Source organism: Arthrobacter paludis (assembly GCF_056782315.1).
In genome coordinates this window covers 177,507-198,227 of the sequence record NZ_JBXAEW010000004.1, presented here as the reverse complement: position 1 = coordinate 198,227, position 20,721 = coordinate 177,507, and the positions used below count along the sequence as shown (strand labels likewise).

The window sequence follows — 20,721 nt, the reverse complement described above, 5'->3', positions numbered from 1 at the left end:
TGGCCAGAGCCCGATCTCCACCCAGGCGGTGGTTAGGCGAACGTCCACCTGATACCCAGCCGCCGCCAAGGTGGGCTCCGTAATGTCGTAGACACCTTCCTCAAGGTGCGAGTGAATAGGAAGCCCCGGCCACAGGGTGATGGCCGGGGCTTCCGCCTTGTCGGGACCAGGGGCCCGTCGGCCGCCGTCCCCTTGGCTCGCCGCTCCCCCGGTGCCACGCTGGGGGCATGGTCACCGAACAGCAGGTCCGCGAGGCGTGCCTCGCGTTCCCGGGCGTCGTCGAGCGCCCCAGCTGGGGCCGGCCCGCGTGGTTCGCCAAGACGCTCATGGCCCGGATCTGGGAGGACGGGGTCCTCACGGTCAAGACCGACGAGCGCGAGGCCCTGGCCGCCACCGAACCCGACACCTACTACTGGACGCCGCACCACGAGCGCTCGCCCAGGCTGGTCCTGGTACGTCTGGAGCGCATCGGGCCCGGGGAGCTCACGGAGCTGCTCGACGAGTCGTACGATCGCCGGCCCGTTCCGGGGCGGGTAGCCCGGCTCCCCCGGTCTCGCACGGAGTCCGACGGCGCCGTCCGGGCCTTCCGCACCCCCTCGCGAGGCGGTACCTTGGCCGCACCCACGACCAGGAGGAGAGCCCGATGTCCTACACCCACAGCACCACGACGCCGCTGTCCTGGGCCGAGGCCGTCGAGCGCACCCGGAGCGCCCTGGCCGACCAGGGTTTCGGGGTGCTCACCGAGATCGACGTCCGGGCGACGTTCACGCAGAAGCTCGGCCAGGACGCGGGTGACGCCGTCGGGGACTACATCATCCTCGGCGCCTGCAACCCGCAGCTGGCCCAGCGCGGCCTGGGTGCCGAGCCCGAGCTCGGCGCGCTCCTGCCGTGCAACGTCGTCGTCCGTAGGGCCACGGACGCGCAGGAGACGACCGTCGAGACTATCGACCCGCGGACGATGGTCCAGCTCAGCGGCGCGCCGGCCGTCCGCGACCTAGCCGAGGACGCCGACGCGCGCCTGAGGGCGGCGCTGGAGGCGGTGCGCGGCTGAGACGCCAGGCGCCGCCGTCGCCCCGCCGCCGGGCACGACCCCGCGCCGCGCCGCGTCAGCGCGCGTCGACGCTGAGGATCCGGTCGTCGTCCGGCCCGGGGTCCCCGCGCCCGTCCGTGTTGTTGGTCAGCACCCACAGCGTGCCGTCGGGGGCGGCGACGGCGTCGCGCAGGCGCCCGTACTCGCCCTCGAACAGCTCGGTGGAGGTCCCGTGGTCGGCGAGCGGCACGCGCCGCAGGACCTGGCCGCGCAGGTTCGCGATGTACAGGGCGTCCCCGAGGACCGTGATGCCGCTCGGGCTCGCCTCCGCCGGCCGCCACTGCTGCACGGGGTCGGTGAAGTCCCCGCCCCCGCCGATGCCCTCGACCTCCGGCCAGCCGTAGTTCGCGCCGGCCTCGATCACGTTCAGCTCGTCCCACGTGTTCTGCCCGAACTCGCTGGCGTACATCGTCCCGTCCTCCGTCCAGGCGATGCCCTGCGGGTTGCGGTGCCCGTAGCTGTAGACGGGCGAGCCGGGGAACGGGTTGTCCCCGGGCACCGAGCCGTCCGGGGCCAGGCGGAGGATCTTGCCGGCCAGCGAGGCGGTGTCCTGGGCGGTTTCCGGGTTCCCGGCGTCCCCGGCCGTCGCGTACAGCATCCCGTCCGGCCCGAACGCGAGGCGCCCGCCATTGTGGACGCCGGCCGCGGGGATCCCGTCCAGGATCGTCTCCGCCTCCCCGAGCCGCAGGGAACCGGGCTGCCCGAGCAGCTCGAACCGCTGGATCCGGTTGCCGTCCGCGCCGGTGGAGTAGGCGTAGAGGTCGCCGCCCCCGCCCACGGCCAGCCCCAGCAGTCCGCCCTCGCCGGAGCCCTCGACGCCGGGGACGGTCCCGACGACGCGGGCGCCGCCGTCGTCCCCCAGCTCGAGGATGTCGGCGCTGTCGCGCTCGCTGACCAGGGGCGTGTCGCCGAGGAACGCGATCGACCACGGCGCGTCGAGCCCGGTGGCGACGACCGCCGGCTCGGCCGGGCGGGCGGTTGTGGCGGGGGCGCTGGCGGTTGCGCTCGTGGCGCTGGCGGTCGCGTCCGTGGCGGTCGGCGCGGACGACGACGGCGGCGCCGGCCCGTCCTGCCCGCCCGCGCAGGACGAGAGCAACAGTGCCGCGAACAACGCGGCGGCGGGGGCCGAAAGGCGCCGGCGGCTGGTCATGCTTCGACGGTACGCCGGAACCGCGCGGCCGGGGAGTCGTTGGCCGGTCCCGGCCGCCCACGACGACGAGGCGCCGGCACAGGGTGAACGGCGTTCCCTACTGCTTCTGGGCGGCAGGCCGGGCGGTGTGCCGGGGAATGGTGCTTCGTGGCCGCCCCGCTCGGCTAGCCCACCGTCCGTTGCGTGCTGGTGACCCAGGCCGTCGTCGTGTAGCCGGGCTTCACGGCCCGGCTTTGTCGCAGGGCTGCGGGCGCTTGTCCTCAGTGCCCCATTCACAGCCCCGCCCGGCGCCACTACGGTGGGCGGCGATGCCACCACTCGATCCCCGCGACACCGAGCCCCGAACCCTGGCGAAGACCATCCGGGACAGCGTGCCCGCGCCACCCACTGGATGGGCACGGCTGCGTTGGTGGGGACCAAGCCTGCTGTGGGCCATGTCCGCCGTCGGCTCGGGCTCCGTCCTGTTCACCCCCCGCATCGCCTCCGAGTACGGGTACTCCTTCCTGTGGCTCCTGTGGTGCGTGGCCCTGCTGATGTGGGCGATGATCAGCGAGGCCGGCCGGTACACGGTGGCCACCGGCCGGACGCTGCTCGACGGCTTCGCGCGGCTGCCCGGGCCGCGGAACTGGGCACTTTGGGCGATCTTCGTCCCGCAGCTCGTCGCGGCTGTGGCCGGCGTGGGCGGGCTGTCCGCGCTCGTTGGCAGCGCCGTCGCCAGTGCACTGCCGGGCGGCACGGTCCTCTGGGGCCTGGTCGTGCTCGGCGCCGCCGCCGCCGTCGTCATCCTGGGCGGCTATGTCGCGGTCTCGCGCACGGCCCTGGTGCTGGCGCTGCTCCTGGTCGCGGTCGTGCTGACCGCGGCCGCGACCGTCTTCACGCCCGACGCCGGTGCCGCCGCCGGGCTCGTCCCGTCCGTGCCGGCCAATGTTGACGTGGCCTTCGTCCTGCCGTGGATCGGGACGATCCTCGCCGGGTCCATGGGCATCATCTGGTTCTCCTACTGGACGGCGCGGCGCGGCTTCGGTGGCGGGCTCGCCGACGCCGGCGGCACGCCCGCGGACGGGGACGACGGCGGCCCTCACGGCGACGACGGCGACCGGGCCGGCGACGACGGCGACCGGCCCGGCGACGACGGCGGCGCCCACGTCCGGATCGCCGCCTGGCAACGAAACCTGGCCATCACGGCGGCCCTCGGGGTGGTGACCGGAGGGGCAACGATCACCGGTTTCCTGGTGCTGGGCGCGGAGCTGCTGGCGCCGGCCGGGATCGTCCCCTCCGGCACCGACGTCGCCTCCCAGCTCACGCGCCTGCTCTCCGAGGTCTGGGGCAGCTTCGGGCGCTGGGTGATGCTCGCTGCGATCCTCGTCGCCCTCGGTGGCAGCGTCCTGGCCAACCAGGACGGATGGTCCCGGTCCTTTGCCGACCTGACGCTGCTCCTGAGCCGCGGCGCGGCCCGGCAGGGCCGGCGGCGCCAGCCGGCGTGGCTGTGGCGGCTGCTGGGGAAGCGGCCGGACGGCATGGGCGAACGGCGCGCCCTGAAGCTGCTGTTCGCCGCCACGGTGACGGGCCTGGTCCCCGCGGCCGCCATCGTTACCGTCCGCGACCCGGTGGTGATCATGTCCGCGTCGGGCACGATCGCGGCCATCCACACGCCGCTGATCGCCTGGGGCATCTTGGCCGTCAACCGCCAGCTCCCCCGGGACCTGCGCCCGGGCGCGGTGCAGACAGGGCTGCTGGGCCTCGCCGGCCTGTTCTACACGCTCTTCGCCGTCGTCTACTTCGTGGACCTGGTGCTCGGCACCTGACCGGCCTCCGGCCCCTCGCCGCCCGGGGCGGCCAGGGACTCCGGCGCCTCGGGCGCCTTGGCGGCGAGCCGGTCCACGTCGCGCAGGGCGGCCAGGCGCACCTCCCGGGCCAGCCGCAGGCTCGGCTTGAGCGCGAAGCAGATGGACCCGGCGAGGAAGCACCACGTGCCCAGGGTCTGCGTGGACTCGCTGAAGAACAGGACGCTGCCGACGACGAACAGGCCGGCGGCCAGGAAATCGGCGATCGTGTGCAGCACCTCGAACGTCGCGTACACGCGCGCCTCGTGCGCCGTGTCCTTCCGGTCGCGGGGGTCGAACAGTCGCATGTTGGTCCTCCTGTCGTTGCGGGCATGGTGTCTCGGGGCGCCGGCCGGGCCGGCGCCCGGCTATTGCAGGGCCGAGGTGAGGCGGCCGGCGTTGTCGAGGTACCGCTCGCGGCGCGGCCGGGCCAGCCACTCCCCCAGCCCCAGCTCGGCGCTCGCCTCCCGGTAGCCGTCGGCGACCCGCTCGAGCCGCCGGGCGACGCCGCGGTCCGGGATCAGCAGGTTGAGCTCGTGGTTCAGCGCGAAGGAGCGCAGGTCCATGTTGGAGGACCCGACGACGGCGGCCTCGCCGTCGGCCACCACGAACTTCGCGTGCAGCACCCACGGCGCCGGGTACAGGAAGACCCTGACGCCCGAGCGCAGCAGCTCCTCGTAGTAGGAGCGCTGGGCGTGGTGCGTCACCCGGTGGCTGGACGTCTCGCCGAGCAGCATGACCACCTCGACGCCGCGCCGCACTGCGGTGCGCAGGGCGGTCTCCATGGAGTCGTCGGGGACGTAGTACGGGGTGCAGACGGTGATCCGGCGCGCGGCGCTGGCGAAGAGGTGCGTGAACAGCTGCAGGCTGGACTCCTGCTCGCCGGCCGGGCCGCTGGGCAGCAGCTGGCAGGGCACCCCGCCCGCCCGCGGCGCCGCCGGCCGGACCGGCGCGCTGGCCGGCGGGTCGCCGGCCTCGCACCACCAGTCCGCGGAAAACAGCGCGTCCAGGTGGGCGGCGGCCGGGCCCTCGATCCGCAGCATCAGCCCCTTCCACTGCAGGCCGCGCCGCCGGTTGCGGGCCTTGTTGTAGCTGCGGTCGATGAGGTTCTGCGACCCGGCGAAGGCGACGCGGCCGTCGATGGCGAGGATCTTGCGGTGGTTGCGCAGGTCCGGCCGCTGGTACTGGCCCCGCCACGGGCGCACGGGCAGCATCAGCCGCCACGGGATGCCCTCCGCGTCCAGCCGGCGCAGGAACCGCCGGTGCCCGGGGAAGCCGCGGGACCCCAGGTGGTCGACGAGCACGCGCACCGCGACGCCGCGGCGGTGCGCCCGCTCCAGGGCGGCGACGACCGGCTCGGTCGTCGCGTCCGCGGCGGCGATGTAGAACTCCGCGTGGACCGTCTCCCGCGCCGCGTCGATCTCCCGGGCCATCGCCGCGAGGGAGCCGGCGTAGTCGTCCAGGATCCCGATGCCGTTCCCGCCCACGAGCGGGAAGGCGCCGTTCGAGTCGTTGAGGTCGACGGCGTCGCCCACCCAGCGCGGCGCCTGCCCGGCGCGGCCGCCCTCGCGCGCTTCCGGGGTGCCGTCCGGGTCCGGGGCGCCCTCCTCGTCCGGGGTTCCGTCCACGTCTGGGCCGCCGGCGGCGGGTGCGCCGCCGTCGTCCGCCCTGCAGCCCCGGCCCGGCGCGCCGTCGTCGGCCACGAGCGACGGCGCGGCGCGCTGCCGCCGCGTCCGCTCGGCGGGCAGCTCCGCCCGCCCGAGCAGCAGGTAGGCGAGGACCCCCAGCACGGGGAAGGCGACGATCACGACGAGCCAGGCCCAGCCGGCCGCGGGCCGCCGGCCGTGGGGGACGGTCCCGAGCGCGACGAGCCCGATCGCCGTGTTCACGCCCAGGAGGACGAGCGCCAGCCAGGTCGGGATGTTCTCGACGACCAGGCGGGGAATGTCCACCGGCCCCACTCTAGGGGCGCGGCCCCTGCGGGCGAAGGGGCGGCGGGCCCGGCCGACCGGGCGCTCTGGAGGTCCCCCGCACCCTCGGCTACCGTGCAGGGACCGGCCGCGTCCCCGACGTTGGAGCGCTCGTGGCCCTGAACCGCAAGCCCCGCGTCCCTTCCGTTCAAGGAGAAGCATGAACCCCACCGCCCCGTCCGTGCAGCGGCACGCGGTCGAGGTGGGCGGCACCCCGCTGTCCTACCTCGCCGCGGGAAGCCCCGGCGCCCCGCCCCTCGTCCTGCTCCACGGCACCTTCTGGAGCCGCGTCTGGCAGCCCGTCCTGCCGGCGCTGGGCCGGCGCTTCCGCTGCCTGGCCCTCGACTTCCCCGGCTTCGGGCGCAGCGGCGGAGAGCTGGGGGTAGGGGACGCCTCCGTGCCCGCGCTCGCCGCCACGGTGCTGACCGCCGCCGACGCGCTGGGCCTGGACCGCTTCGCCCTGGCCGGCCACGACATCGGCGGGGGCGTCGCCCAGCACGTGGCCGCCCACAGCGGCCGCGTGGAGCGGATGGTCCTGGTCAACTCGGTCATGTTCGACTCCTGGCCGGTCCCGGCCGTCGAGAGGTTCCGCGACCCCGAAGTCCGGTCCGCAACCAGCCCGGAGGACCTCTGGCGCGCCCGCACCGCGTCGATGCAACGCGCCGTGGCCCGGGAGCTGACGGAGGGCGAGACCGAGGACTACGCCTCGCCCTGGTGGGACCCGGCCAAGGCCAGGTCGTGGATGGCCATGGCCGCGGCGGCCGACCCCCGCTACACCCTCGACCTGGTGCCGGCCCTCCGGGACGCGGCGGTCCCCACCCGGCTCGTGTGGGGCGTCGACGACGAGTTCCAGAGGATCGAGTTCGCGCGGCGATACGTCCGCGAGATCCCGAACAGCGGCCTGACCGAGGTCGGCGGCAAGCACATCCCCACCGAGGACTCCCCGCACGACGTCGCCGCCGCCATGCTCGGGCACCTGGCCGGGGAGCCCCCACAGGGCCCCTGAGGCCACGGCGGGCGGACCGCCGCCCGGCCCGGACCCCCGCCGTGGCCCTCGCCCGCCGCCCGCTACCGTTCACGCACCAGCCATGCCCCAACGCTTGGAGTCCCCCGTGCCCCTGGACCAGACACCCCGGGTCGTCGTCTTCGACGTCAACGAGACCCTCTCCGACCTGTCCCCGCTCGGTCCGGCCTTCGCGGCCGCCGGCCTGCCCGAGCACGCGGCCCCGCTGTGGTTCGCCGGGATCCTCCGGGACGGCTTCGCGCTCACGGCCGCCGGAACGAACCCGCGCTTCACGGACCTGGCCGCCGACTCGCTGCGGACCCTGCTGGCGGGCGCCGTCCCCGCCGCGGAGGCCGAGCCGGCCGTCGAGCGCATCATGGGGGCCTTCGGCTCCCTCGGCGTCCACCCGGACGCGCCCGACGGCCTGGCCGCCCTGCACGCGGACGGGCACCGGCTCGCGACGCTCAGCAACGGCTCCGCCGCCGAGGGCCTGCTGCAGCGGGCCGGGCTGCGCGGGCTGTTCGAGTCCGTCCTGTCCGTCGAGCAGGCCCCCGCGTGGAAGCCGGCGCGCGCCGCCTACGACTACGGCACGCGCGCGTGCGGCGTGCGCCCGGAGGAGGCCCTGCTCGTGGCAGTCCACCCGTGGGACGTCGACGGCGCCGCCCGGGCCGGGCTGCGCACCGCCTGGGTCCGCCGGGACGCTGCCCGCTACCCCGGCCACTTCACGCGGGCCGACCTCGAGGTCGGCGACCTGCGCGAACTCGCCGGCGCCCTGGGCACCGCCCCCCGCCGCTGAAGCGCGGGCGGCGCCACTTCACGCCGGAGGACCACCCGGAGCAGGTCGCCGCCGCCGTCAACCGCCTCCTCCCCGAGGGATAGGGGCCCTGAGGAATAGGGACCGGCCCCGGAGGGTTGGGCCGGGTGTGAAGAAGATCGGATTCCTGTCCTTCGGCCACTGGACCGACCACCCGCAGTCCGGCACGCGCAGCGCCTCGGACGCGCTGCTGCAGGCGATCGACCTCGCGGTCGCCGCCGAGGAGCTGGGCGCGGACGGCGCCTACTTCCGGGTCCACCACTTCGCGCAGCAGTACGCGTCCCCGTTCCCGCTGCTCGCCGCAATCGGGGCCAGGACCCGCCGGATCGAGATCGGCACCGGCGTGATCGACATGCGCTACGAGAACCCGCTGTACATGGCGGAGGACGCCGGGGCGGCGGACCTGATCTCCGGCGGACGCCTTCAGCTGGGCGTCAGCCGCGGCTCGCCCGAGCAGGTCATCGACGGGTGGCGCCACTTCGGCTTCTCCCCCGCCGAGGGCGAGTCCGACGCGGACATGGGCCGCCGGCACACCGAGCGCCTGCTCGAGGTGCTCACCGGCGAGGGCTTCGCGCAGCCGAACCCCCGCCCCATGTTCCCGAACCCGCCCGGCCTGCTGCGCGTCGAGCCGCACTCGCCGGGGCTGCGCGAGCGGATCTGGTGGGGCTCGGGGTCCAACGCGACGGCGGTGTGGGCGGCGAAGCTGGGCATGAACCTGCAGAGCTCCACGCTCAAGGACGACGAGACCGGCAAGCCCTTCCACGTCCAGCAGGCCGAGCAGATCGAGCTCTACCGGCAGGCCTGGCGGGAGGCCGGGCACGAGCGGGAGCCGCGCGTCTCCGTCAGCCGCAGCATCTTCGCCCTGGTCGACGAGCGCGACTGGCAGTACTTCGGCCGCGACCGCTTCAGCTCCGACCAGATCGGCAACATCGACGAGAAGACCCGCGCCATCTTCGGCCGCTCCTACGCCGGCGCCCCCGACGAGCTGGTGGAGCAGCTGGCCGCGGACGAGGCGATCGCCGCGGCGGACACCCTGCTGCTGACCGTCCCGAACCAGCTCGGCGTCGAGTACAACGCCCACGTCATCGAGGCGATCCTGAAGCACGTCGCGCCGGAGCTCGGCTGGCGCTGACCTCGGCCGGCGCCTAGCGGCCGGCGCCGGCCCCGGGCAGCACGGGCCCGGGCGGCCTGGCCCGTGCTGCCCGCGGCCGCTCAGAGGTGGATCTTCACGTCGGCGTCCGCGCGGAGCTTCTCCACGAGCTTCTGCGCGGCCTCGCCCTCCTTCTGCTGCACCACCTGCTCCTTCAACTGCGGCTTCACCTTGTCGAACGGGGGCAGCTTCGGGGCGCCGCCGGACTGCGACGGCGCCTGCCCCTGCTGCGCCTTCGCCTGCTCGTAGGCCTGCTTGAGCTCCTTCTCGGTGGCGGTGAACGTCCCGAGTTCCTTCTGGAGCAGCGACTCGAGGACGACCTGCTGGTTCAGCTGCCGGTCGACCTGCTCGCGGTCCATCCCCCGCTGCTCCATGGCGGCCAGGAACTCCTTGCCGCTCATCTGGTTGGACTTCGCCGCCTCGTCCAGCGCCTTGGAGACCTGGGCCTCGGAGGCCGTGATGTTCTTCTTCTCCGCCTGCTGCATCAGCAGCTCGGTGCCGACCAGCGACTCGGCCGTGCTCTTCTTCAGCTGGTTCTGGTCCAGTTCCTGCCCGGACATCTGCGCCTGCATGGCCATCTGCTGGAACTGGCTCTCGTAGACCTGCGTGAACTCGTCCTTGCCGATGTCCTCGCCGTTGACGGTGGCGACCACGTCGGGGACCCCGGACAGCTCCGGCGACGGCGCCGCCTGGCCCTGGCCTTCCTGCGCCTGCCCCTGGCCTCCCTCCTGGGGGGCGGCCGCGCCGGACGGTCCCGCGGCCGGCGGCTCCGCCGCGGGCTGCCCCGCGGTCGGGCCGGCCCCCGCGCCGCAGGCGGTGGCCAGGGACAGGGACCCGACGACGGCGAGGGCCGCCAGCACCTTGTTCGTCTTCACGCGATGACGCCGTGGAGTAATCATTCGAGCGACGCTAGCCGCGGCTCCTGAACGCCAACTGGGCGCCCCAGGGGTGCCGCCCGGACGGCGTCTCCCCTAGCCTGTGCGTAAACCGCCGAATGGAGGCCGCCCATGCCCGCCACCGATCTCACGGAGTCCGCCCGCCGGAGGGCCGCCGTCGTCCGCGGCACCGCCGAGGGCCTGCTCGACGCGCCCACGCCGTGCCCGGACATGCCCGTGCGACTGCTGCTGGCCCACCTGCACGGTTTGGCCATCGCGTTCCGCGACGCGGCCCGCAAGGTCGACGGCCCCACCACCAACACTCCGCCCGACCCCGGCGCGCTCGTCCTCCACGACACCTGGCGCGAGGACATCCCGGCGCGGCTCGAGGAGCTCGCCGCCGCGTGGAGGGACCCCGACGCGTGGACCGGCGCCACCAAGGCCGGCGGCGTTCCCCTGACCGGCGAGGAGGCCGGGCTCGTCGCCCTCGACGAGGTGGTCCTGCACGGTTGGGACCTGGCCGTCGCCACGGGCCAGCCCTACGACGTGGAGCCGGCGGCCCTGGAGCTGGTCGAGCGATTCTGCGCCACGGTCCCCGACGAGCCGGAGGCGCGCAACGGGCTGTTCGGCCCGCGCGTGCCCGTCGGCGGGGACGCCGGCCAGCTCGAGCGGGTGCTGGGCCTCGCTGGGCGCGACCCCGCGTGGCGGCCCGGGACCTGAGCACCCGCCACCGCGCCGGACGGCACGGCCCGGAGCTCCGCGCTTTGCCCGCGGCGCGTCCGGCTAGCAGAGTGGTCGCGTGCAGCCCGTCCTCGCGGTGATCGTCCCCGTCGCCCTCGTCCTGGCGCTCGGGATGTTCCTGCGCGCCAGGGTGCTGACGTCGCCCCAGCCGTGGGTGGGGCTCGAGTTCACCACCTACTACGTGTTCACGCCCGCGCTGTTCGTCGTCTCGATCGGCAACGCGGACCTCTCCGCCGTCCCGCCCGGACCGCTGGCCGGCGCCCTGGCGGTGCCGGTGCTCCTCGTGGCCGGCCTCGCCGTCGCCCTCGCCCGCGCCGCGCGCTTCCCCGGACCGACCGTGGCTGCCGTGATGCAGGGAAGCATCCGGCTGAACACCTACATCGGGCTGGTGTTCGCGCAGGCCCTGCACCAGGTGCAGGGCGTGGCCGTGTTCGCGCTGGCGTGCGCCGTCATGGTGCCGCTGGTCAACCTGCTCAGCGTCTCCGCGCACTCCGCGTGGGGCAGCTCCCCCGGCACGCCCCGGCGCGGGCTGGGGCGGGAGCTGGCCACCAACCCGCTGATCCTGGGGTGCATCGGCGGCCTCCTGCTGAACCTGTCCCCGTGGCGGCCGGAGCCGCTCAACGCCGCCCTGGGGATGCTGGCGGCGCCTGCCCTCGCGTGCGGGACGCTCGCCGCCGGCGCCGCCGTCACCCTGCGCGTCACGCGTGGGGACCTCGCGGCGCTGCCGCTGGTGGGCGTGCTCAAGTTCGCGGTGATGCCCGCCGCCGCGTTCTGGGCGGGGACGTGGCTCGGGTTGCCGCCGGTCGCCCTGTTCGCCGTCGTGCTGATCTGCTCGCTGCCCGTGGCGCCGTCGTCCGTCATCCTGTCCTCGCGGCTCGGCGGGGACGTGCGGCTCATGGCGTCGCTGACCGGGCTCCAGACCGTCGTGTCCATGGCGACGCTGCCGGCCACGCTCTGGCTGACGGGCGTGTAGCGGCACGGCACGCGGACGGGTGGTCGCCGTGGCAGCGGGGCTGGGGTCAGCCCTGGCGGGCTTTCATCCGCGGGTTCTTCTTGTTGATGACGAAGGTGCGTCCGCGGCGGCGGACGACCTGGGCCCCGGGGATCTTCTTCAGGGCGCGCAGCGAGTTCCGGACTTTCATGGGGTGCTCCAATGGTCGATGTCATGGGTGGTGTCCAGGCCGAACGGGTCGGCCAGGGCCTTGATCCCGGACCGCATCTCGGCCTCGGTGAGCTGGGCCCGGGTGAGCAGGCGGGTGATCTCGGCGGCGTCGAGGTCCTCCCCGGTGGCCTCGATGACCGTGCCCGGGTGCGCGGTTCCCGGCGTCGTCTCGGCAGCGGCCGCGCCGTTCCGGCCCGGACGGCCCGCCTGGAGGGCCGGCCACGGGCCGGCGTTCTCCAGCCACACCCGGGGACCGGCTCCCTTGAGCAGGATCCGGCACTCGGGGGCGGGGGCCATCCAGAGCTGGCCGCGCAGCCGGCAGCACCCTGCGGCCAGCGTGTGCAGTGCCTGGTGGAAACGCTCCGGGTGCAGCGGGCGGTGCAGGCGGTGCACGAGCGTGGTGAACGGTGACCCCGGACGGGAGCCGCCCCTGGGGTCGCCCGTCGCGGGGTGTCCGTCCCGTCCTGCCGGGATGCCGGGGGCGAGGCCGATGTCGGTGGCCCGGTGGGTGATGTTGGCGTGCGGGGCCAGCTCCCGCAGCAGCTGCATCCCGCGGGTCCGGGACCGCGGGTCGGTCGGAACGAGCTCGGGCTCGGCCAGCAGCACCGTGGACGTGGCCGCCAGTTCCTCCATGAGGAACTCCCCCGGGGTCCGCTCGTCCTGCGGCAGGGCCAGGTAACCGGACTCGAACAAGGTGTGCCGGTCCCAGATTTGGTCCTCCACCGCCGCGGGGGCGCAGGCCAGCGCCACGGCGTTCAGGACCAGGGACCGCCGCGCGCGGCCGGCCAAGGCCTGCACGACGGCGGCCGCCGGCAGCGCGGGAGGCAGGGCCAGGACCAGATGCTCCACGCCCTCCTCCCGGGCGGCCAGCAGGGCCGGCACGATGGCGAGCCGGACCGCGCAGCTCGGGCAGGGGTGCTCCAGCACGGTCTGGTCCCGCCGCCCGGGGGCACCGGGTGTAAAGGTCCGGCTCACCAGCACGCCGTCCTCCAGCAGGTCGTGGAGCATCAACACGGCCTCGGGATAGGCGGCGATGAGCTGGTCGCTGGCCTGCTGGCGGCACAGGGCGTCCAGAGAACTGACGACGGTGAGGCGCATGGCCACCACCCTAACCAAGAATGATTCTCAATAGCGAATCGACCTGCCGGAACCGGGCCGCTGGCGGCGAGCTAGTGCCGACCGTGGCCGTGGCCGCGTTGGGGTGCGAAAAGCGCGGCAATGCGCTTGCGGTCGGCCTCGGCGAGAGTGTGTGTGGCAATCCAGATCGTGGTGCCCGCCGCCAGGCCGGGGAAGACCAGCAGGTCGAGGAGCCGGTCACCGGGCTCGGCCACCCACCGGTCCGGGTCCCACGCGGCCAGCACGCGGCCCGGGTCGTGCGGGTCCAGAACCACCCGGACCCGATCCCCGACTTCCAGTTCCTCCTGGATCCAACCCGTGTCCAGCAGGGCGATCCTTCCGTTGGCCCTGACCGTGTACTCCGTGATGTCGTGCCGGAAGGCATGCACGTGGGTGACGGTGGCGGTGGTGCGCTGGCCACTCCCAGCGAGCCGGATGTCCTCCGCTTCCAGATGGCGCGAGTCGACGACGATCAGGAACGCGCCCAATCCCAAGACCAGGGCCGAGGCAGCCACCACCACACGCCGCCACACCACCCGCTGTTCCCGTTGGGGCGGATAGGGCAGGGACGGGGCCGTGCGCCGTGGCTGCGGCGGGTTCAGGCGCGCGCGGGCGGTCTCCACGTCCTCGGGGAGGAGCTTCGCCCCCGCCCACACGGCCAGTGCCATCGCAGCAGCGACCGCGAGGCCCAACCACATCCATTCGAGGGCGGGGATCCGCACCCAGTCCTCGGGAGTCCCCACGGCGATCGCCCGGCCCGGATCCACGGGGTCAACGACAACCTCGACGGGCCGCCCAACCTCCGGGACGCCGGGGGTGTTCTCGGCATAGTCGAGGAAGAGGATCCTGCCGCCGACCTCGACGTCGTACTCCGACCCAGCTCGGCCGTAGTCCCGTTCATCGCTGATGATTCCCGTGACGCGCGGGGCCGAGGCAGCCAGACGGGCATCGTCCAGATAGATCTGCACGAACGCCGCATGCACGCCTACGGCCAGGGCCAGGAGCAGCGCCGCTATGGCCATCGCGGTGATCCGGCGGGCGCGAAGGGACATCCACAGCCCGGACCTGTCGGCGCGCCGGCCATGCCGGGACCCCAGTCGCCGCCGGCGCTCGTCCCGTCCGGGACGGAACTCCCCCTCTTCCACCCAAGGATTCTAGAACGGGCCGCCCCTTCCCGACCCGCGGCAACCGCGGACGTTGACTTGCCTCCCGGCCCGCGGATACTGGGGCGCATGGCACCGATCGGACGGGCGCACACCACCGCGGCCGGGGAGGGCTCCCCGCGTGCCGCGAAGGCCGACAGGGTGGTCGAGGCGACGGCCGACGTCGCCGTCCCGCTCGGCACCGCCTACAACCAGTGGACCCAGTTCGCGAGCTTCCCGCGGTTCATGACCTCCGTCAGGCGCATCGTCCAGCTCCGTCCGAACCTCACGCGGTGGACGGTCGGTTTCGGGCCCCTGGCGCCCGAATTCGACGTCGAGATCGTCGATCAGGTGCCCGACTCCCACATCGAGGGGCAGACCCTGGGCGGCCCGTCCACCCACCGGGGGCGGGTGTCCTTCCGCGCGCTGGCACCTGACCGCACCGCCGTCGACGTGCGGCTGGACCTCGCGCCGCAGGGCGTCGGGCGCCTCCTCGGGCTGCGCCCGGCGCTGGCGGAGCGCGTGGTCCGCAGCGAGCTCGCCCACTTCAAGGACTTCATCGAGACCCTGGGACAGGAGGGCGGGGCGTGGCGCGGGGTCATCCGGAACGGGCACGTCCGGCCCACGGAGCCCGAACCGCCGCGAAGCCAGGTCCCCCGCTGGCCCGTCGGCTGACCGAGAGCGAGGCACGCGCCATGAAGCAGACGCCGCACGAGGAATCGGACGGGCGGCTCACCGTCACGGCCCCCAAGGACTGGGCGGCGGGGGTGCCGGGCGTGACCCACGCCCTGCAGTACTCCCTCGCGGAGACGTCCCCGCAGCGCGCCAGGCGCACACTGCTGGCCATCAACCAAGTCGACGGCATCGACTGCCCCGGTTGCGCCTGGGCGGACCCTGCCCCCGGGCATCGGCACCTCAACGAGTACTGCGAGAACGGCGCCAAGCACATCAACGACGAGGCGACGACGAAGCGCGTCACGGCCGACTTCTTCCGCGAGCACGCCGTCCCCGACCTGGCCGGCCGGTCCGACCTGTGGCTCAACCAGCAGGGCCGGCTCACCGAGCCGATGGTCAAGCGGCCGGACTCGGACCACTACGAGCCGATCAGCTGGCACGACGCGTTCGGGCTGCTGGCCGGCGAGCTGAACGGGCTGGACTCGCCGGACGAGGCCGCCTTCTACACGTCGGGGCGGGTCAGCAACGAGGCCGCGTTCGTCCTGCAGCTCTTCGCCCGCGCGTTCGGCACCAACAACCTCCCCGACTGCAGCAACCTGTGCCACGAGTCCAGCGGTTTCGCGCTCTCCGAGACGCTGGGCACGGGCAAGGGCACGGTGAGCCTCGCCGACCTCCACCACGCCGACCTGATCTTCCTCGTCGGGCAGAACCCCGGGTCCAACCACCCCCGGCAGCTCTCCGCGCTGGAGGAGGCCAAGTCCAACGGGGCGCGGATCATCGCCGTGAACCCCCTGCCGGAGGCCGGGCTGCAGCGCTTCAAGAACCCGCAGAAGCCGCGGGGTATCGTCGGCCGCGGGGTGCAGATCGCCGACCGCTTCCTGCAGATCCGCGGCGGCGGCGACCTCGCCCTGTTCCAGGGGCTCAACCGGCTCCTGCTGGAGGCCGAGGACGCCAACCCCGGGACCGTGCTCGACCACGACTTCATCCGCGCCAACACGAGCGGCTTCGAGGAGTTCAACCGGCACGCCCGCACCGTCGCGTGGGAGGACATCCTCCGGGCGACCGGTCTGGAGCGCCGGGAACTCGAGGAGGTCCGGGACGAGGTCCTGCGCAGCGGGCGCATCATCGTCTGCTGGGCCATGGGCATTACCCAGCACCGGCACGCCGTCCCCACGGTCCGGGAGTTCGTCAACTTCCTGATGCTGCGCGGGAACCTGGGCCGGACCGGCAGCGGGGCCTGCCCGGTGCGCGGGCACAGCAACGTGCAGGGCGACCGCACGATGGGCATCTGGGAGCGGATGCCCGACACGTTCCTCGACGCCCTGCGGGAGGAGTTCGGGTTCGACCCGCCGCGCGCCCACGGGCTCGACTCCGTAAACACGATCCGGGCCATGCGGGAGGGCCGGGTCAAGGTCTTCATGGGGGTGGCCGGCAACTTCGTCCGGGCCGCCCCCGACAGCGCCGCCACGGAGGAGGCCCTGCGGAACTGCAGCCTCACGGTCCAGGTCTCCACCAAGCTCAACCGCTCCCACGCGGTGTGTGGCAGGACGGCGCTCATCCTGCCGACACTCGGGCGCACCGAGCGCGACTTCCAGGCCAGCGGGGAGCAGTTCGTCACGGTCGAGAACTCCATGAGTGAGGTGCACACCTCCCGCGGCCGGCTCGAGCCGGCCTCGCGCACGCTCCTGAGCGAGGTGGCGATCCTGTGCCGGCTCGCCCGCCGCACCCTCGACGGGCGCACGGACATCCCCTGGGAGCGGTTCGAGTCCGACTACGGGCTCATCCGCGACAAGATCGCCAACGTCGTCTCCGGGTTCCACGACTTCAACCGCCGGGTCGTCCGCCCCGGCGGCATCCAGCTGCCGAACCCGGTCAACGAGGGGGTGTTCCCCAACCCGGTCGGGAAGGCGCTGTTCACGTGCAACGACTGGCAGATGCCGGAGGCGCCCGAGGGGCACCTGGTGCTGCAGACGCTGCGCTCCCACGACCAGTGGAACACCATCCCGTACACGGACAACGACCGCTACCGGGGCATCCACGGCAGCCGGCGCGTGGTCATGGTCAATCCGGAGGACGCCGCCGGGCTCGGGCTGGCGGAGGGCCAGCGCGTGGACCTGGTCAGCGTGTGGGGCGACGGCGTTGAGCGCCGGGCGGAGGACTTCCAGGTGGTCCCCTACCCCACCGCGAGGGGCTGCGCGGCCGCGTACTACCCGGAGACCAACGTCCTGCTTCCGCTGGACAGCGTCGCCGAGACCAGCGGCCAGCCCACCGCCAAGGGCATCATCGTCCGGCTGGAGGCGGCGGCCGCCCGGGGCGCCTGAGCGCGGAAGTTCCGCGCCTGGGGGCAGCAGCCGGCGTCGGGGCGGCCTGCGTCGTACTGCGCTCCGCTCCCGGCGGCCGGCCGTCAGATCCCGAGCATGCGGCGCAGCACGGCGACGACGCCGTCGTCCGTGTTCGCCGGGGCCAGCCACTTCGCGCGGGCCGCGATGTCGGGGTGCGCGTTCGCCATGGCGAACGACCACTCGGCGGCGTCCAACAGCTCGAGGTCGTTGAGGTAGTCCCCGAACGCCACGGTCTGGGCCGGGGTGGCGCCGATGGCCGCCTGGAGCTGCCGCACGGCCCCGCCCTTGTCGACGCCCTGGGCCATGACGTCCACCCAGTGCTGCCCGGACACGACAACCTGGTGCGTGTCGGCCAGCGAAGCCAGCGGCCCGGCCGCGAGGGCCTCGGAGCCGCCGAAGTCGAAGACGGCGAGCTTCAGCACGTGGTCGGTGACCGCCCGCAGGTCGGGGACGACGTCGAGGCGGGCGTAGTACTTGCGGGCCTCGCCAAGGAACGCCTCGTCGTCCCGCTCGACGTAGGCGCTGTCCAGCCCGCAGTACACGAGGCCCAGGTCCCGCCCGGGCCCGTCCGGCCCCGGCCGGGCGGCGCCGCGGACCGCGTCGATGATCCCGCGCGCGGTGTCGAGCTCGAGACCCCGGGTGGCGACCGTCCGGCCGCCGTGGACGGCGAGGTTCCCGTTCTCGGCGATGTAGGACACGTCGTCGTCGAGGCCGTGGAACATGAGGCGGAGCGTCGCGTACTGCCGGCCGCTCGCGGGGGCGAACGCGATGCCGCGGGCGCGCATCGCGTCCAGGACCGGCCAGAACGACGACGGCACGGCGCCCGCGCCGTCGAGGAGCGTGCCGTCCATGTCGGCGACGACCAGGCGGATATCGTGCGGGCCGGGCGGAAGGTCCTCCCACGAGGCGGCGGTCGTCGGTCGTTCGGGAACGCTGCGGGCGGGTGTCGTCATTGTTTCGATGCTACGCGACGGGGCGGGGCCGCTGGATCCGGCGCCCCGCCCCGCCCGACCCCCTACGCCGCGAACCGGCCGAACACCCGGTACATGAACTCGGTGCCCCGGCGCAGCGCCTCGACGAAGATCCGCTCGTCGTTGCCGTGCATGCCGATCAGCTGCTCGTTGCTCAACACGTACGGGTAGACGCCGTACCCCGGGATCCCCCTCGCCCGCCACGGCGCCAGGGACGTCCCGGCCTCGAACAGCGCCGGCGAGAACGCCGCATCCGGGTACGTCTCCCCCGCCGCGCCGGAGAGCGCCGCGAACAGGTCCGTGTCGATGTCCGCCGCCGGCGTCGCCCACGTCTCGTCGAGCCGCGCCAGCTCCTCCTCCTCGCTGGTCCCCTCGGGGGCGGCGAGCGTGACCTCGACGTCGCGCTCGGCGAGCAGCTCGCGGACCTGGGCGAGGAACTCGCGCGGCTTCTGCCCTCCGGGGATGCCGCGGCAGTTGATCCGCGCGGTGGCCGAGGACGGGATGACGTTCTCCTTGTACCCGGCCTCCTGGATCACGAACGCGTGGGTGGTCCGCAGCAGCGCCCGGTGCAGGTACGGGTAGGCGGAGCGGGAGACCATGACCCGCGCGGCGCGCTCCCGCGCCTGGTCGCTCCTGGCCGAGAGCATCAGGCGGATCGCCTTCGCGAACCCGGCGTCCGACGTCGCGTCGGCCAGCGCGCCGAAGTACTCGCGGGTCACGTCGGTCAGGCGCACGGGCGCCTCCCAAGAGCCGAGGTCGGCGAGCGCGCGGGAGAGGGCGACGACGGCGGAGTCCGGCATGGGCTTCGACGAGTGGGTCGCCGTGCCGGACGCGGTGACGTCGAGGTTGAAGTAGACCTTGTCCTGGCGCGTGGCGGTGATGAGCATCGGAGTGGTCTTGTCGTTCTGGGCCAGGAACCAGCCGCCCTCGGTGAGCACGGCTCCGGCGTCGAGCTTGTCCCAATGGTTCGCCGCGAGCCAGCGCGACCCGAAGGAGCCCGCCTCCTCGTCGCAGTCGGTGAGCACGATGATGTCCCGGTCGAAGCGCGTGCCCTCGCCGACGTGGCGCAGCAGCGCGCTGATCATCGCGGAGTTGGCGCCCTTCATGTCCAGGGCGCCGCGCCCGTAGACCTCGCCGTCGCGCACCTCCCCGGAGAACGGGTCCACGGTCCAGTTCTCCCGCTCGACCGGCACCACGTCGGAATGCCCGAGGATCAGCAGCGGCTTCGCCGCGCCCGTGCCCGGGATGCGCGCGATGAGGTGGACGTTGTCCGGCTGCGGCGTCTCGATGATCTCCGCGGGCACGCCGGCGTTCTCCCACACGGCCTGGAGCATCTCGGCGTGCGGGCGGGTCTTCCCGCCCTGGCCGTAGTTCTGGGTATCGAAGGACAGCATCCGCTGCAGCAGGTCCAGCGGGTCCTTGTCCGCCTCGGGGATGGCGGTCGCGGCGGCCGCGCGGGTGGCGGTGGCGGGACCGGCGAGGGCCGCGCCGCCCAGCGCCGTGGCTCCGAGGGCGGCGGCACCGGCCCCGAGGAACGTGCGACGGCGCAGCGGCTTGCGGATCGGGCCGGACTCGGGGCGTGGCTCTTCCATGGGTTCCTCCTCGGGTTTGTGACAAGTGGATCGCTTGGTTTGACTCTCCACGGAAACCCTGCGTGAGGCCAGTCACATGCGCCGAGCGGTGGCTTCGGGGCGACGAACGGGCGGGCCTCCCGTCGCCGCGACCCCCCTGTGCCGGGCGGCGCCGGTGTCAGCGGCGCTCGAGCTCCCCAATGAGCAGGCGCAGGAACTCGAGCACCACGGGCGGCTGCAATTGGCCGACGGGGGTCTGCACCTGGGCGCTCCGCTGGCCGAAGACGTGGTGGTCCACCGGGACGTGAACCAGGCCATCGTCGGGCCGGTGCGCGCCGAGGTCGCTGATGAAACCGACGCCCTCGCCGGAGCGGGCGAACTCGTAGATGGGCCCCACGCGGCTGCACTCGAAGGCGACGGCCAGCGTGAGTCCTTCGCTGCGGGCCGCGGAGTCCAGCAATTCCCGCTGGCTGGTGTCCCGCATGGGCAGGGCGAGCGGGTGGCGGGCCAGCTCGGCCAGCGTCACCGACTCGCGCGCCGCCAGGGCGTGCCCGGTGGAGACGACCGCATGCAGCGGCCACGAGGACAGGTGCTCGATGCGCACCCCCTCCTGGCGCCCCAGCGAATAGGTCGCCGCGACGTCGACCTGGCCCTCGCGCACCATCCGCGTCGCCTCGTGGCCCGCGACCACGTGCAGCCTGAAGGAGACCCTCGGGTGGGCGCGGCGCAGCCGCGCCATGGTGGCGGGCACGAGCCGGTGGGCGAAGCCCTCCGTGGCCGCGACGGTGATCTGCTGCTCCTGGGTGCCGGCGCCCTGTCCGATGGACGCCACGAGCGCCCTCGCCTCGAGCTCGGCGCGCCGCGTGTAGGCCAGCAGCCGCTCGCCCGCCTCCGTGAGCGTCATGCCCCGGGCGTGGCGGTTGAACAGGGCGGCTCCGAGCGACGCCTCGAGCCGGGCGATCTGCCGGCTGATCGCGGAGGGTGCGACATGGAGGCCCGACGCGGCCTCCGTGACGGAGCCGGTCCGCGCCACCTCCGCGAAGTACTCCAGGTTCGTGGGCAACAAGTCGACGACGGCCACCACCCCCTTCCGAGCGTCCATCGTAGGCTGACCCCGCCACCCCCA

The 20,721-nt window shown here is 73.8% G+C and carries 19 protein-coding genes and 1 pseudogene; 10 read left to right on the top strand and 10 right to left on the bottom strand.

All coding sequences use genetic code 11. The annotated features are described in order from the left end of the window. Positions 1 to 227: 227 nt before the first annotated feature. Together AC1Q5D_RS05050 and AC1Q5D_RS05045 are read left to right on the top strand one after the other, a co-directional pair. A pseudogene (locus AC1Q5D_RS05050) lies at positions 228 to 500 on the top strand (MmcQ/YjbR family DNA-binding protein); the annotation flags it as partial. A 143-nt stretch (positions 501 to 643) separates the two neighbouring features. Beyond that, positions 644 to 1,051: a DUF302 domain-containing protein gene (locus AC1Q5D_RS05045; RefSeq protein ID WP_481737477.1), complete on the top strand. Its 408-nt coding sequence runs from the start codon at positions 644 to 646 to the stop codon at positions 1,049 to 1,051. A 55-nt stretch (positions 1,052 to 1,106) separates the two neighbouring features. Here AC1Q5D_RS05045 and AC1Q5D_RS05040 read toward each other — a convergent pair whose 3' ends face one another. Further along, entirely contained in the window at positions 1,107 to 2,240 is a 1,134-nt protein-coding gene (locus AC1Q5D_RS05040) for a PQQ-dependent sugar dehydrogenase (protein WP_481737476.1), read from the bottom strand. A 137-nt stretch (positions 2,241 to 2,377) separates the two neighbouring features. Here AC1Q5D_RS05040 and AC1Q5D_RS05035 point away from each other — a divergent pair, with 137 nt between their 5' ends. Further along, complete coding sequence (locus tag AC1Q5D_RS05035) at positions 2,378 to 4,045, top strand: Nramp family divalent metal transporter (RefSeq protein ID WP_481737475.1); 1,668 nt, start codon at positions 2,378 to 2,380, stop codon at positions 4,043 to 4,045. Here AC1Q5D_RS05035 and AC1Q5D_RS05030 read toward each other — a convergent pair. After that, positions 4,015 to 4,371 (bottom strand): YrhK family protein, encoded by a 357-nt coding sequence (locus tag AC1Q5D_RS05030; protein WP_481737474.1) that lies wholly within the window; start codon positions 4,369 to 4,371, stop codon positions 4,015 to 4,017. The genes AC1Q5D_RS05035 and AC1Q5D_RS05030 overlap by 31 nt on opposite strands. Before the next feature lie 60 nt (positions 4,372 to 4,431). Next, positions 4,432 to 6,015, bottom strand: coding sequence for a phospholipase D-like domain-containing protein (locus AC1Q5D_RS05025; protein ID WP_481737473.1), 1,584 nt, complete (start codon positions 6,013 to 6,015; stop codon positions 4,432 to 4,434). Between the two features lie 178 nt (positions 6,016 to 6,193). Between AC1Q5D_RS05025 and AC1Q5D_RS05020 the strand changes: the two genes are divergently transcribed. The 3 genes from AC1Q5D_RS05020 to AC1Q5D_RS05010 all read left to right on the top strand — a co-directional run bounded on the left by AC1Q5D_RS05020 (position 6,194) and on the right by AC1Q5D_RS05010 (position 8,982). Beyond that, on the top strand, positions 6,194 to 7,039 hold the full coding sequence (locus tag AC1Q5D_RS05020; RefSeq protein WP_481737472.1) for an alpha/beta fold hydrolase: 846 nt from the start codon (positions 6,194 to 6,196) through the stop codon (positions 7,037 to 7,039). Between the two features lie 82 nt (positions 7,040 to 7,121). After that, on the top strand, positions 7,122 to 7,832 hold the full coding sequence (locus tag AC1Q5D_RS05015; RefSeq protein WP_481737471.1) for a haloacid dehalogenase type II: 711 nt from the start codon (positions 7,122 to 7,124) through the stop codon (positions 7,830 to 7,832). A gap of 127 nt (positions 7,833 to 7,959) precedes the next feature. After that, entirely contained in the window at positions 7,960 to 8,982 is a 1,023-nt protein-coding gene (locus AC1Q5D_RS05010; RefSeq protein ID WP_481737470.1) for an LLM class flavin-dependent oxidoreductase, read from the top strand. An 80-nt stretch (positions 8,983 to 9,062) separates the two neighbouring features. Here the strand turns inward: AC1Q5D_RS05010 and AC1Q5D_RS05005 are convergent, their stop codons facing one another. Further along, entirely contained in the window at positions 9,063 to 9,875 is an 813-nt protein-coding gene (locus tag AC1Q5D_RS05005) for a SurA N-terminal domain-containing protein (RefSeq protein ID WP_481737469.1), read from the bottom strand. Positions 9,876 to 10,007: 132 nt separating this feature from the next. On the opposite strand from AC1Q5D_RS05005, the gene AC1Q5D_RS05000 reads away from it, so the two are divergent. Beyond that, entirely contained in the window at positions 10,008 to 10,595 is a 588-nt protein-coding gene (locus tag AC1Q5D_RS05000) for a TIGR03086 family metal-binding protein (RefSeq protein WP_481737468.1), read from the top strand. Positions 10,596 to 10,674: 79 nt separating this feature from the next. Further along, the gene (locus AC1Q5D_RS04995) at positions 10,675 to 11,589 is read left to right on the top strand and encodes an AEC family transporter (protein ID WP_481737467.1); all 915 of its coding nucleotides are present in this window, start codon (positions 10,675 to 10,677) and stop codon (positions 11,587 to 11,589) included. A gap of 46 nt (positions 11,590 to 11,635) precedes the next feature. Here AC1Q5D_RS04995 and ykgO read toward each other — a convergent pair whose 3' ends face one another. The 3 genes from ykgO to AC1Q5D_RS04980 form a co-directional block, all read right to left on the bottom strand. Next, a complete protein-coding gene (gene ykgO / locus AC1Q5D_RS04990; protein ID WP_133409460.1) occupies positions 11,636 to 11,758 on the bottom strand; it encodes a type B 50S ribosomal protein L36 in 123 nt (40 codons plus the stop codon). Next, the gene (locus AC1Q5D_RS04985) at positions 11,755 to 12,876 is read right to left on the bottom strand and encodes a GTP-binding protein (protein WP_481737466.1); all 1,122 of its coding nucleotides are present in this window, start codon (positions 12,874 to 12,876) and stop codon (positions 11,755 to 11,757) included. The genes ykgO and AC1Q5D_RS04985 overlap by 4 nt, the downstream gene beginning before the upstream one ends. A 71-nt stretch (positions 12,877 to 12,947) precedes the next feature. Next, positions 12,948 to 14,039, bottom strand: coding sequence for a DUF3592 domain-containing protein (locus AC1Q5D_RS04980; protein ID WP_481737465.1), 1,092 nt, complete (start codon positions 14,037 to 14,039; stop codon positions 12,948 to 12,950). An 87-nt stretch (positions 14,040 to 14,126) separates the two neighbouring features. On the opposite strand from AC1Q5D_RS04980, the gene AC1Q5D_RS04975 reads away from it, so the two are divergent. Both AC1Q5D_RS04975 and AC1Q5D_RS04970 read left to right on the top strand, forming a co-directional pair. Then, entirely contained in the window at positions 14,127 to 14,711 is a 585-nt protein-coding gene (locus AC1Q5D_RS04975; protein WP_481737464.1) for an SRPBCC family protein, read from the top strand. Between the two features lie 20 nt (positions 14,712 to 14,731). Continuing rightward, on the top strand, positions 14,732 to 17,032 hold the full coding sequence (locus tag AC1Q5D_RS04970; protein WP_481737463.1) for an FdhF/YdeP family oxidoreductase: 2,301 nt from the start codon (positions 14,732 to 14,734) through the stop codon (positions 17,030 to 17,032). A gap of 83 nt (positions 17,033 to 17,115) precedes the next feature. Here the strand turns inward: AC1Q5D_RS04970 and AC1Q5D_RS04965 are convergent, their stop codons facing one another. The 3 genes from AC1Q5D_RS04965 to AC1Q5D_RS04955 form a co-directional block, all read right to left on the bottom strand. After that, positions 17,116 to 18,006, bottom strand: coding sequence for a Cof-type HAD-IIB family hydrolase (locus AC1Q5D_RS04965; RefSeq protein ID WP_481737462.1), 891 nt, complete (start codon positions 18,004 to 18,006; stop codon positions 17,116 to 17,118). Positions 18,007 to 18,068: 62 nt separating this feature from the next. Then, positions 18,069 to 19,616 carry a M20/M25/M40 family metallo-hydrolase gene (locus AC1Q5D_RS04960; RefSeq protein WP_481737461.1) on the bottom strand — a complete coding sequence of 516 codons (1,548 nt, stop codon included), beginning with the start codon at positions 19,614 to 19,616 and terminating at the stop codon, positions 18,069 to 18,071. Between the two features lie 157 nt (positions 19,617 to 19,773). Beyond that, positions 19,774 to 20,697 carry a LysR family transcriptional regulator gene (locus tag AC1Q5D_RS04955; RefSeq protein ID WP_481737460.1) on the bottom strand — a complete coding sequence of 308 codons (924 nt, stop codon included), beginning with the start codon at positions 20,695 to 20,697 and terminating at the stop codon, positions 19,774 to 19,776. Between the last annotated feature and the right edge of the window lie 24 nt (positions 20,698 to 20,721).